This is a genomic window from Arcobacter sp. 15-2, from assembly GCF_047159865.1.
GTDB lineage: Bacteria > Campylobacterota > Campylobacteria > Campylobacterales > Arcobacteraceae > JAIOSF01.
The window spans coordinates 143044-154397 of record NZ_AP038804.1; the positions used below are offsets into that span (position 1 = coordinate 143044).

The 11354-nt window shown below is 27.4% G+C and carries 16 protein-coding genes; 14 read left to right on the forward strand and 2 right to left on the reverse strand.

From position 1 onward, the window contains the following. Positions 1 to 69 precede the first annotated feature (69 nt). On the forward strand, positions 70 to 318 hold the full coding sequence (locus ACMCMH_RS00725; RefSeq protein WP_412726097.1) for a hypothetical protein: 249 nt from the start codon (positions 70 to 72) through the stop codon (positions 316 to 318). A gap of 39 nt (positions 319 to 357) precedes the next feature. Here the strand turns inward: ACMCMH_RS00725 and ACMCMH_RS00730 are convergent, their stop codons facing one another. Continuing rightward, entirely contained in the window at positions 358 to 624 is a 267-nt protein-coding gene (locus tag ACMCMH_RS00730) for a helix-turn-helix domain-containing protein (RefSeq protein ID WP_412726099.1), read from the reverse strand. 84 nt (positions 625 to 708) lie between these two features. Here ACMCMH_RS00730 and ACMCMH_RS00735 point away from each other — a divergent pair, with 84 nt between their 5' ends. The 11 genes from ACMCMH_RS00735 to ACMCMH_RS00785 all read left to right on the forward strand — a co-directional run bounded on the left by ACMCMH_RS00735 (position 709) and on the right by ACMCMH_RS00785 (position 8139). Further along, complete coding sequence (locus ACMCMH_RS00735; protein WP_412726101.1) at positions 709 to 1011, forward strand: hypothetical protein; 303 nt, start codon at positions 709 to 711, stop codon at positions 1009 to 1011. A gap of 57 nt (positions 1012 to 1068) precedes the next feature. After that, positions 1069 to 1218: a zinc-ribbon domain-containing protein gene (locus tag ACMCMH_RS00740; protein WP_412726103.1), complete on the forward strand. Its 150-nt coding sequence runs from the start codon at positions 1069 to 1071 to the stop codon at positions 1216 to 1218. Positions 1219 to 1335: 117 nt separating this feature from the next. Further along, a complete protein-coding gene (locus ACMCMH_RS00745; RefSeq protein WP_412726105.1) occupies positions 1336 to 1788 on the forward strand; it encodes a thermonuclease family protein in 453 nt (150 codons plus the stop codon). A gap of 2 nt (positions 1789 to 1790) precedes the next feature. Beyond that, complete coding sequence (locus ACMCMH_RS00750) at positions 1791 to 2504, forward strand: hypothetical protein (protein ID WP_412726107.1); 714 nt, start codon at positions 1791 to 1793, stop codon at positions 2502 to 2504. 18 nt (positions 2505 to 2522) lie between these two features. After that, the gene (locus ACMCMH_RS00755) at positions 2523 to 3137 is read left to right on the forward strand and encodes a lipoprotein (protein WP_412726109.1); all 615 of its coding nucleotides are present in this window, start codon (positions 2523 to 2525) and stop codon (positions 3135 to 3137) included. A gap of 10 nt (positions 3138 to 3147) precedes the next feature. After that, positions 3148 to 3663 carry a hypothetical protein gene (locus ACMCMH_RS00760; protein WP_412726111.1) on the forward strand — a complete coding sequence of 172 codons (516 nt, stop codon included), beginning with the start codon at positions 3148 to 3150 and terminating at the stop codon, positions 3661 to 3663. Between the two features lie 66 nt (positions 3664 to 3729). Continuing rightward, positions 3730 to 3993 carry a hypothetical protein gene (locus ACMCMH_RS00765; RefSeq protein WP_412726113.1) on the forward strand — a complete coding sequence of 88 codons (264 nt, stop codon included), beginning with the start codon at positions 3730 to 3732 and terminating at the stop codon, positions 3991 to 3993. A gap of 28 nt (positions 3994 to 4021) precedes the next feature. Then, positions 4022 to 4399: a hypothetical protein gene (locus tag ACMCMH_RS00770; protein WP_412726115.1), complete on the forward strand. Its 378-nt coding sequence runs from the start codon at positions 4022 to 4024 to the stop codon at positions 4397 to 4399. A gap of 489 nt (positions 4400 to 4888) precedes the next feature. After that, entirely contained in the window at positions 4889 to 5122 is a 234-nt protein-coding gene (locus tag ACMCMH_RS00775) for a hypothetical protein (RefSeq protein ID WP_412726117.1), read from the forward strand. Beyond that, the gene (locus ACMCMH_RS00780) at positions 5112 to 5435 is read left to right on the forward strand and encodes a type II toxin-antitoxin system RelE/ParE family toxin (protein WP_412726119.1); all 324 of its coding nucleotides are present in this window, start codon (positions 5112 to 5114) and stop codon (positions 5433 to 5435) included. The genes ACMCMH_RS00775 and ACMCMH_RS00780 overlap by 11 nt, the downstream gene beginning before the upstream one ends. Before the next feature lie 271 nt (positions 5436 to 5706). Next, complete coding sequence (locus ACMCMH_RS00785; RefSeq protein WP_412726121.1) at positions 5707 to 8139, forward strand: methyl-accepting chemotaxis protein; 2433 nt, start codon at positions 5707 to 5709, stop codon at positions 8137 to 8139. A gap of 53 nt (positions 8140 to 8192) precedes the next feature. Here the strand turns inward: ACMCMH_RS00785 and recO are convergent, their stop codons facing one another. Next, a complete protein-coding gene (gene recO, locus ACMCMH_RS00790; RefSeq protein ID WP_412726123.1) occupies positions 8193 to 8810 on the reverse strand; it encodes a recombination protein RecO in 618 nt (205 codons plus the stop codon). A gap of 152 nt (positions 8811 to 8962) precedes the next feature. Here recO and ACMCMH_RS00795 point away from each other — a divergent pair, with 152 nt between their 5' ends. Continuing rightward, positions 8963 to 10465: a DEAD/DEAH box helicase gene (locus ACMCMH_RS00795; RefSeq protein ID WP_412726125.1), complete on the forward strand. Its 1503-nt coding sequence runs from the start codon at positions 8963 to 8965 to the stop codon at positions 10463 to 10465. Between the two features lie 5 nt (positions 10466 to 10470). Further along, the gene (locus ACMCMH_RS00800; protein WP_412726127.1) at positions 10471 to 11352 is read left to right on the forward strand and encodes a cation diffusion facilitator family transporter; all 882 of its coding nucleotides are present in this window, start codon (positions 10471 to 10473) and stop codon (positions 11350 to 11352) included. The last annotated feature ends 2 nt before the right edge of the window (positions 11353 to 11354 follow it).

An 11354-nucleotide genomic window follows, 5' to 3' on the forward strand; every position in this document is an offset into this window, starting at 1 on the left:
CATATAGTATCTGATAAAGAAAAAGTTTTTATTCTTTATTGGATTATGAATAATAAAAGGAAAAATAAAATGAAAGCAAAAATCGTAATGACATTCGATGTTATATCAGTAAGTCGAAAAGTAATCAAATTAACAGGTGATTCTAAAAAAATCTTTAATATAAATGAACCAAATAAACAGATGCAGAAAAAAGCCAAAAAGCAAAATGTTATTGCAGTGACAATAGATGATTATAAAATTAAATCAAATGGAACTATTGACATAATAACAAATGAGATTATGACATTAAGGGAGGTTGAAGAAAATGGAATTTGTTAAATAAATTGAGAGGATTTAATTATCCTCTTTATTGGAAATTTACTTATTTTTTGTTTCTATACCTTGAAAAAAATCTTTAATATCTACATTTAAAACTAATGCTATTTTATAGATATGCTCCATATTGAAGTGCCTATTTTCTGCTAATATTTCTGCTTTACCTAAAAAAGTAGATGAACTGTGACCTATTGAAGTTGCTAAGTCTAGCTGTGAAACCTTTTTTTCTTTTCTAAGTCTTATTACATTTTGACTAATAGTTGTGTAAAAATATTTTAAATCATCATCATTAAAATCTAATGTTTTCATTTCTACCCTATCAATTTATTATATATTTATTATATTAGTGTATGATTTTATTAACAACACTTTATGAAGTGGTAAAGGAAAAAAATGAGTAAATTACTTTTAAATACTCTGCTATTGATGAGTTTATTTAATAATGCGAATGCTAATGCAATGAGTGAAGAAAAATTATGTAATGAATTAGCAAAAAAAGAACTAATTGAATGGAATAAATTAATAACAAATAAAAAATGGTTTGAGGATATTCCGCAAATTAGGAAATGGAATAATGCACAAACTAAAGCAAGAAGTTCATGTAGTGTTGATGGACACCTTTATGATGGGATAATACAGCTCAACAAGCATGTTCAAGAATTTGGCAAAGCTGGTGGATTTAAACTCAAATATTAATAGTAAAAAGTTAACACAATTATCTACAAAAATTATATAAAATATTTAGGAAAAAACATGGCATTAATAAAATGTGAAGAGTGTGGAAATCAAATATCAGATAAGGCAGATAAATGTCTTCATTGTGGTAATCCAATAAATAAAAAGAAAATATTATTAAAGACAATACAAAAACTTATACAACACAAGGTACAAGTAAATCTTTGAAATTGATGAGTTTAATTGGTTGGATATTATTATTAGTTGGAATATTTTTCATTGATATGGAAACAAATAGTTTAACAAAAAACTTAGTAATGCTAAGTGGCTGCATTATTATTATAATTGCAAAAATTAAGATTTGGTGGAAACACGATTAAAGCAATTATTTTACTTTTTCTTTTTATCGGAACTATTGAAGCAAAACAGACTTATGGGAGCGTTATTGTAGATGCGGTTGTATCAATCTATGATGGTGATACATTTCGAGTAAACATAAATTCATACCCACCAATAATAGGTAAAAATATGAGTATACGACTTAATGGAGTTGATACTCCTGAAATGCGTGGCAAGTGCCAAACTGAAAAACTTTTAGCACGAAAAGCAAAACAGCTAACTGTATCAAAACTAAGAAGTGCTAAAGTTGTAGAGCTTAGAAATATACAAAAAGGTAAATATTTTAGAATTGTTGCTGATGTGTATTTAGATAATATATCACTTGCAACTGTACTGATTGAAAATAATCTTGCCGTTTATTATGATGGTGGTAAAAAAATAAAAGACTGGTGCGAGTAAATATGATAAATTTTATTAAAAAATTATTCCAAAATAATAATAGTACAACTAACAAACATATTAATGTAGACAAAAGTATATCAGATAAAAATGATAAAATACAAAGTTTACTAACTGATGCAGTTCAACTAAAAAAAGAAAAAAGATTTGATGAAGCGTGTACTCTTTTAAAAGAATCTTATAAACTTGCAGGGGACGATTTATCTATTGTAGCAAGATTAAGATTACCAATGTATCTACAACTAGCAAATAAAAATGATGAGGGTTGGAGTGATATAACAAACCTAAATGTTTTATATTTAGATGCTTATAGTCAGATGTGTATAAATAAACAAATGAGAATATTTTTATCTAAAGAAAAAAAGTTTATGAATGCTATTCCTTTTGGTATATATTCATATTGTAAAGAGATAGAATATAATCTTGATATGTTTGATAAAAAACAAGAAGAGATAAAAAGTGATGATTATAAAGACATTATTGAAAATATGGATAAAGAAACATTAAAAGGTTTTGATGGGACTTATTTTTTTGAAAGAGCTTCGCAATTAAGAGAGTATGATTCAATATCAATTATGATAAGTCCATTATTAAAAAAAGCTAAATTAGATGGCAGAACCAAAAATTTTACAGATTTAATTTATAACTATATTTTTGAATCAAGAAGATTTAATTATCTTGATGTAGATAAAATTTGTAAGTCAAATTTGTTATAATAAAATAAAAGGAAAAAAATGAAAAGATTATTAAGTTTAGCAGTTGTTTCTGTTATAGGATTTGGATTAAGTGGGTGTGGAGAAAAAGAAGATAAGAAGCATAGCAAGTCAATCGCAACTTCAAAACCATATAAAGATTTTGTAGAATCGGATTTTTATTGGGATAAAAGAACAGAACCATATAAAAAAATATTAGTTAATCAAGTAAATAATATAAGAAAAAATAATCCTAAATGTAATAATGTTCAAGCTGATGTGATTATGTCTAATAGTAAAGGAACGAAAGAAAATCCAGTATTTTTTGTAATGTGTGGAAGTGGGGCTGATATTCACAATGTATTTTTTACAAAAAAGGAAGCAGAAGCTCAAATTGTACCGAAGCAAAAAAAAGCATTGAGCGAAACTGTTGCAACTCAAATATGTAGTGACAAGATTAAGTCAAATGCTAGTAGACCTGAGAGTGTTAATGTACATAATTTATTAGGTAAAGCATATACAGCACATTCAAATGGAAATGCAACAGTTATACTTAATTTTGACTCACAAAATGGATTAGGAATTAAAATAGAAAATCAAGCAAGATGTGTAATACAACCAAATGGGAAAATAGATATTTGGTTTCAAAAGAGATAAAAGAGAAGAAATGAAAAAAATTAGTTTATTAGTTTTAATGGGAACAATGTTATTGGCAATGAGCTTTGAAGATGCTCAAAATATTCAAGTACGAGATAATATTATTTATAAAGAATTTAGTAATAAGCCATTTACTGGATTAGGAACTATTACTGTTAAGAATAAGTATGAATGTATGAAATATTTATTTATTGCAAAAGATGGAAAATTTAATGGTAAATCTGAATCCTGGAGTTGTGATGGACAATTGCTATCTAAAGGTACTAGAATAAGTAATAAGAACAATAAACCTGTAGAAGTTGGATTAACTGAAAGTTGGAATGATAACGGTACAAAATCACTTTCTGTAGTTAAATCAAATAAAGGAAAAATAATAAGTGGATGGAGTAAACAAACCTATGAGGATTTAATCTATAAAGATGGTAAAAAAACAGGTTGGGAAAGAAAATTTAGTAAGGATTATAGTCAAAGTTATAAAGTTTATTATAAAGATGGGAAAGAAATTAAAAGAGAAATCGAGAAGTAGGAAAATATAAACTAACAATATGCAATGAAATCAATCTAAAAACTTTTTTTATTGTAATATTGTAGAATGAGAATAGAAACCCACCACATACGAAAACTTATAGAATATTGCAAAAGTAAAAATAAAAAGATTCTTATTGAATCAGATAACTATACTTTTGATGAAAAAATAGCACAAGGAAAAATTTATAAAGATTATCTCTATTGTATAAAATATTTTAATTATCTAATAAGTAAAAATATCAAAATCACAAAATATCAACTATACTTTCATGTTAAAAATAAAGTATACTTACATAATTTATTACGATTGATAAATGATTTAAAATAAATCTGTATTTATGAAAGGTAACTTGATAATGAACAAACTAACTCAACTACAATATGAAGTAATATTTCTTTATTCTAAAGGATTTACATTCAAAGAGATTGATAATCTACTTGTAACATCTTCTAAGGGTGTTTATATGCAAGTAATGTCAAAAGATAAGGGAAGAGTTACAAGAGCTAAAAAGTCAAGAGAAATCAATTTAAACAGGTATAAACAAGATTCTAGTAAATATATATTTGAGATAAAACTACATAACAAAGAATATAAAAATAATATAATATCTTTAGACATAGCAAAAGAGAATTTTAGAAATAATTATCTAAATGACTGTATGATTAAATCATTAAAAAGCTATAACAAATACAAGCTAACTTTTTTAAAAAATCATCTTCAAAATGTTGCTTAAAAATTAAATAGTTTTGGGTACTTCCTCACTTTAAAAGTAAATGACAAATATAGTAAATAGTATATGCGATTAAGTTTTATATTTTATATAGGATATAAAGCCCTTAAATTAGTAAATAAATATTACAAAACACATAAAAACTAATCTAAAACCGAACATATATTTCATAATTTTGGGAATCAAAAATCAACAGTAAAATGCACGAAAATTGACTAGAAAATTCCCATAAAATTCCACACGACATTTTGCTATATTAGTCCGAAAAAGTCCGAGCCTTATTATCAAGTTTTATATGATGTTACAAGATGTTGAGAAATGTTAAAAATTTGTTAGAAATTGTTAAAAAGGTGTTATAAAATGATGAAATTAGAATTTAACTACAAGATGATATATTGATGGTAGATTTATTCTTTTTTATAGGTATTGAATATTAACTAAGATTATATTATAATAGTATTATATTAGAGAATAAATACAAAGGAGTCTTTTATGCAAACAATACAAGTAGACTTAGAAGATAATATTTATCAAGATATGTTAAATCGTGGTATAAATGTTCAAGAAGAACTAAATAAACTACTTAAAAAAACTATCTACCATAAAGAGCATAAAATAGCAAATGATATTATCGTAGGACTTGAAGAGGTAGAACAATATAAAAAAGGTACTATTAACTTAAGTAATGCAAGTGATTTATTAAGTGACTTAAAAAGTGCAGATTAAAACCACTTCAATTTTTACAAAGAGTTTTAAGAAGTTATTTAAAAAAGATAGAAATTTATTAGTTCAATATGAAGAGCTTTTAAAAAACTTAGAACTCAATCAAAACTTAGGTACACATATCGGAAATGGTACTTATAAAATAAGAGTACAAAACAAGTCAAACAATAAAGGTAAAAGTGGCGGTTATAGAGTCATAACTTATACTAAAATAGAAGATACTGTTTTATTAGTACATATCTATTCTAAAAGTGATACTGAAAATATTGAAGAAAATATGATAAATGAGATAATCAACAACTTTCAAACACAATAGACACTTTCATTTTATGTTACATTCTAAGTTACATTTTGAAAGTAAATTTTTTACAAATACTTTAGTTAAGGTATTTATAGACTATTAATGTTGACTGCTGGGGTCGCCAATTAACACTTTCAAATAGATATTCACTTAACATAACTGTATATATTTATACACAATTCCTTTTTTATAGATAATTCATCACACTTTTTTGTAAATTTAATAAACATTTTCTATTTTCTATGATAATATGTTTCAATTTATACTAAGTTAGAAAAGGAAAAACATGTTTAAAACAATGACCATCAAAACAAAAATTGTTTCAATAACAATAATTGGATTATTACTGTTATCAGGAATACTGGGAACCATTTCAATTCAACAAGCTAAAGAGTCTTTAGTGTCAAAAAGTTATGCAGGGCTTACTTCTGCTAGAGATAGTAAAGCAGAACAGATGCAAAACTTTTTTGATGAAAGAATTGGAGACATTAAAATACTTGCTAAAAGTGAAAATGTTAAAAACCTTAGTAATGATTTAATAAATTTATCAGAAAAACTAAACATCAAAAAAAACCAAAACTTTCCTGTAAATAATCCTTTAGTAAAAAAACAAACTCTCAATCATGAATATTATTTTCAAGAGTATGCTAAAGAATATGGATATTATGATGTTTTTTTAATACATGGTGAAAATGGACAAGTTATGTACTCTCAAGCCAAAGAATCTGATTATGGTGAAAACTTACAATATGGTTCATTGAAAAACTCTGGATTAAATCAAGTTTGGAAACAAACAAAAGAACAAAAAAAAGTTGTTTTTGTTGATATGAAACCTTATGCTCCAAGCGCAAATGCACCAGCAATGTTTCTTGGAATACCTGTTTATATAAAAAATAAATTTTCCTCAGTATTAGTTTTTCAAATATCGGATAGCAGTATTAACAAAATTATGCAATTTAGAAAAGGATATGGAGAAACTCAAGAAGATTACTTAATAGGAAGTGATCAACTTATGAGAAGTGATAGTTACCTTGATCCAGAAGAGCATAGCTTAAAAAATTCATTTGCAAATAAAAATGTTATTAATACATTAGCAGTAACAGATGGATTAAATGGAAAATCAAATACACAAATCATTTTAGACTACAAAAATAATCCTGTATTATCATCTTATAAGCCACTTAAAATAGGAGATGATATAAATTGGGTAATCATATCAGAAATTGATGAAGAAGAGGTTTTAGCAGCACCAAATGAAACAAGAAATTCTATTCTAATTATAACACTTACATTACTACTTATCATCGTTGCAAGTTCCATTTATATCATCAATAGAATGATTGTAAATAGACTTTTACACTTTCAAGATGGTCTTGTAGGTTTTTTCCAATATATTAATAGAGAAGCAACAGATGTTAAACCATTAGATACTGATAGTTTCGATGAGATTGGATTAATGGCAAGAATTGTAAATGAAAATATTATTAAAGCAAAAAAAGGAATTGAAGAAGATAGAAAAGTTATCGATGATACTATTCAAATTTTATCTGAATTTGAACAAGGTGACTTAGCTCAGCGTGTTCAAACAAATACTACAAATCCTGCATTACAAGAACTTACAAAACTATTAAATCAGATGGGATCAAATATCGAATCAAATATAGATGGCGTTTTAGATGTTCTTGAACAATATTCAAACTACAATTATCTTAATAGAGTTGAAACTACTGGCATCAAAAAACACCTTTTAAAACTATCAAATGGAGTTAATTCATTAGGTGAAGCTATCACTGGTATGTTAATAGAAAATAAAGAGATAGGTTTAACACTTGGTAATAGTAGTGACATTTTATTAGACAATGTAAACACACTCAATAAAAATTCAACTGAAGCTGCAGCTGCTTTAGAAGAAACAGCAGCTGCTTTAGAAGAGGTAACAAGCAATATTTCAAGTACAAATACTAATGTATCTCAAATGGCTCAATATGCTTCAATAGTTACACAATCAGCTCAAGATGGACAAAATCTTGCAAATAAAACTACCGATGCAATGGATGAAATTAATGTTGAAGTAACTTCAATAAGTGATGCAATTAGTATCATTGATCAAATTGCATTTCAAACAAATATTCTAAGTTTAAATGCAGCAGTTGAAGCAGCAACAGCAGGTGAAGCAGGAAAAGGTTTTGCAGTTGTTGCACAGGAGGTTAGAAACCTTGCGGCAAGAAGTGCAGATGCAGCAAATGAAATTAAAATTTTAGTTGAAAATGCAAAAGAGAAAGCAAATAACGGTAAAGGTATTGCTGATCAAATGATTCAAGGGTATGCAGGTCTTAATGATAATATCACTAAAACGATTGATTTAATCTCAAATGTAGAAAGTGCTTCAAAAGAACAACAATTAGGTATTGTACAAATCAATGATGCTATAAATTCACTAGATAGACAAACACAACAAAATGCAAATATAGCGAGTCAAACAAATAACATAGCACTAGATACTGACACATTAGCTAAACTTGTTGTTTCATCAGCTGATGAGAAAGAATTTAAAGGTAAGAGTACAGTTGTAGCAAAAAAATCAAATACTACCAATACACCACCACAAAAAACTATTGAAAACAATAAAAAAGAATCAAATACTGAAAAAGTTACATCAACAAAATCGATGAAAGCTATTCAGTCAAATACATCAGATGATGAATGGTCGAGTTTTTAAAATATAACTACTAGAATAGAGAGAATCAATCTAAAATCTCTCTATTTCGTATATTAAAGTCCTTGTAATAAAATATGCCATAAATATTCTATTTCTTCTTCATTAAAACTAAGTAAACTTTTTTCTTCAAAAAGTTCTTTTATTTGAAACAATTTAAATGGCTTGCTATAACTGCATTTTTTATGTGTAGGTTGAAAGCCTCTTACAAGTGAAATATCATCAAATATCTCCTCTTCACATAATAAACATTCATATTGTAAATGCAGCCTACCTTCGTATTCACATAGTTTAATATAAGATTCAATAATAGCTCTTTTGGGATTTTGCTTGACTATTTTATGCGCTAATTCATCGAGTAGATTAAAGTAAAATGAGTCAATCTCTTCAACATCTTTTAAATGTGGATAGAAAAGTTTTAAAAATCTTTGCCAACAATATAGTTTAGTACTATCCATTATCCAAGGATAAGAAATCTGCAAAACATCTTTCAATCTAGGGATACTACTTTTCATATTTGATTCTAATTCAAAGTCAATTTTAAACCCTATATTTATAATAGAATGTCTTGCTCCATAAAAACGATATGTTGTGTAAAAATTATTTTGTGTTAAAACTGAAACTATTAAGTCTTCATCTTTAACATTATTAATGTTTATAATATAACCTTGCATATAAATTATTATAACATAAAATTAATTAAAATACTTTTTAAGTTTTTATTGGATACAATGGGAAAAATATAGGGAATCTTAAAGATAAGCTTAAAATAAGTTGAGTTTTTGTTTTAAAGGTACTATATTAAAACAAAAGGTAATTATAAAATATGAAATTTACAGATTTTAACTTAAAATCAGAGCTTAACAAAGCTATCGAAGCAGCAGGATTTGTTGAGCCAAGTCCCGTACAAAAAGATTCAATTCCAATCGTTCTCGCAGGTAAAGATATTGTAGCACAGGCACAAACAGGAACAGGTAAAACAGCAGCATTTGGTCTTCCACTTTTAAATATGATGAAGTGTGATGGCTCAGTAGAAATGGTTGTAATCGTACCAACAAGAGAACTTGCAATGCAAGTAAGTGATGAACTATTTAAATTCGGAAAGTTTTTAAATATCAAAACTGCAACAGTTTATGGTGGTACAGCATACGCTAGACAAATCAAACATGTTGAAAGTGCTTCTATTATTGTTGCAACTCCAGGAAGATTTTTAGATCTTTTATCAAAAAAACAAATCACTATTGATCCTCGTTTTGTAGTTCTAGATGAAGCAGATGAGATGATGGATATGGGATTTTTAGATGATATTAAAGATATTTTTAATTATCTAAAAAATAGAGAACAAACATTAATGTTCTCAGCAACAATGCCCCTTCCTATTAAAAAACTTGCAGAAAAAGTTTTAAATGAACCAGCATTTGTAACAGTTACAAAGCAAGAGATGACAAATGCAAAAATTGAACAATCTTTTTATGTAGTTGAAGAGTATGAAAGAGACGATGCTTTAATTAGACTTTTTGATTACAAAGACCCTTCAAAAGCTATCGTATTCTGTAAAATGAAAAGAGATGTTGATAGATTAGCAACATATCTTGTCGCTCAAGGTTATGCTGCTAAAGGTCTACATGGAGATATGGAACAAAGACAAAGAGAAGAAGTAATTAGAGCATTTAAATCTGATACTTTAGAAGTACTTGTTGCTACTGATGTCGCAGCTCGTGGACTTGATGTAAAAGGTGTTTCTCATGTATTTAATTATCAACTTCCATTTGATAGCGAGAGTTATGTTCACAGAATTGGTAGAACTGGTCGTGGTGGAATGGAAGGTAAAGCTGTATCTATTGTTACACCTGCTGAATTTAGAAGTTTGCAAAAAATACAAAAAGATATCGGTGTTAAAATTGAAAGTAGAATTATACCAAATAAAGAAGCAGTAAAATTCAAAGCAATTGATGGCATCAAAGCTGATATAGCTGCTCAAGAAATTGATGAATCAGTAATTGAGATTATTGAATCTATGAAAGACCAATTTGACCTTTCAACACTTACTTACAAACTTGCAACAATTTTGCTAAAGCAAAATAATGTAAAAGGGAAAGACAATATTGGTAAAACTAAAAAAGATATTGAATTTTTACTAGAGCGTGCACTAAAAGGTGGCGGTGGTTCTAGAGGTGGTCGTGGTGGTCATTCTAGAAGTCGAAATCGATCAGGTGGAAACAGAGATAGAAATAGATCTGGCGGAAGTCGATCTTCTGGAGGAGATAGCAGAGGTCGATCAGGAAATAGATCAGCTTCTAGATCTGGTGGAGATAGAGGAAGAAGATAGTCACAATGACTTTACAAAAAAAGGCAACTATTGTTTCAAGTAGTGTTGCTGCTTTTTTAACTCTTTTAAAACTAGCAATTGGAATCATAAGTGGTTCTGTTGCTGTTTTAGCTTCTGCTATTGATTCTATTTTGGATATGTTTGTATCATTATTCAATTATTTTGCAATTTCAAATGCGGAAAAACCAGCAGATAAATACTTCAACTATGGACGAGGTAAAACTGAAGCCTTGGCGAGTGTTATAGAGGGTGTTATTATCACCATTTCTGGTTTATTCTTACTATACACTGCAATAAATAAATATTTTTCAAATGAAATTTCAACTTATATTAACATATCACTTATAGTTATGATTATATCGTTATTTATAACTATAAGTTTAGTTGCATATTTAAATGCCGTTGCTAAACAAACAAATAATATGGTAATCAAAGCTGATGCTTTACATTACAAAACTGATGTATGGGTTAATATTGCTGTACTCCTATCTTTAGTCATTGTTTATTTTACAGGATATGAAATCGTTGATATCATTATTGGTGCAAGTATTTCATTATATATAATATATAGTGCGTATGAGTTAATTGAGGATGGTGTTTTAGTTTTGTTAGATAGAGCTTTACCTCAAAGTCAAGCAAAGAACATAGAAAAAATTTTTCAGAGTTGCAAAGATATAAATGATTTTCATGATTTAAAAACTCGAACTGCTGCCAATACTAACTACTTGGATGTTCATTTAGTATTTGATTGTCTCATTACATTAATGGCAGCACATAAAATTGCTGATAGAATAGAAAACAAAATAAGAAAACTTGATACAAAAAAAGATTGGGTTATCAATATACATATGGATCCTTATGATGATTCAGATATAAATAATCAATAAAA

Bases quoted from the DNA above. Each gene is read 5' to 3' on its own strand.
- ACMCMH_RS00755 (WP_412726109.1), top strand. From the start codon at position 2,523: ATGAAAAGATTATTAAGTTTAGCAGTTGTTTCTGTTATAGGATTTGGA.
- ACMCMH_RS00730 (WP_412726099.1), bottom strand. From the start codon at position 624: ATGAAAACATTAGATTTTAATGATGATGATTTAAAATATTTTTACACA.
- ACMCMH_RS00740 (WP_412726103.1), top strand. From the start codon at position 1,069: ATGGCATTAATAAAATGTGAAGAGTGTGGAAATCAAATATCAGATAAG.
- ACMCMH_RS00785 (WP_412726121.1), top strand. From the start codon at position 5,707: ATGTTTAAAACAATGACCATCAAAACAAAAATTGTTTCAATAACAATA.
- recO (WP_412726123.1), bottom strand. From the start codon at position 8,810: ATGCAAGGTTATATTATAAACATTAATAATGTTAAAGATGAAGACTTA.
- ACMCMH_RS00725 (WP_412726097.1), top strand. From the start codon at position 70: ATGAAAGCAAAAATCGTAATGACATTCGATGTTATATCAGTAAGTCGA.
- ACMCMH_RS00800 (WP_412726127.1), top strand. From the start codon at position 10,471: ATGACTTTACAAAAAAAGGCAACTATTGTTTCAAGTAGTGTTGCTGCT.
- ACMCMH_RS00765 (WP_412726113.1), top strand. From the start codon at position 3,730: ATGAGAATAGAAACCCACCACATACGAAAACTTATAGAATATTGCAAA.
- ACMCMH_RS00760 (WP_412726111.1), top strand. From the start codon at position 3,148: ATGAAAAAAATTAGTTTATTAGTTTTAATGGGAACAATGTTATTGGCA.
- ACMCMH_RS00775 (WP_412726117.1), top strand. From the start codon at position 4,889: ATGCAAACAATACAAGTAGACTTAGAAGATAATATTTATCAAGATATG.
- ACMCMH_RS00735 (WP_412726101.1), top strand. From the start codon at position 709: ATGAGTAAATTACTTTTAAATACTCTGCTATTGATGAGTTTATTTAAT.
- ACMCMH_RS00770 (WP_412726115.1), top strand. From the start codon at position 4,022: ATGAACAAACTAACTCAACTACAATATGAAGTAATATTTCTTTATTCT.
- ACMCMH_RS00795 (WP_412726125.1), top strand. From the start codon at position 8,963: ATGAAATTTACAGATTTTAACTTAAAATCAGAGCTTAACAAAGCTATC.
- ACMCMH_RS00750 (WP_412726107.1), top strand. From the start codon at position 1,791: ATGATAAATTTTATTAAAAAATTATTCCAAAATAATAATAGTACAACT.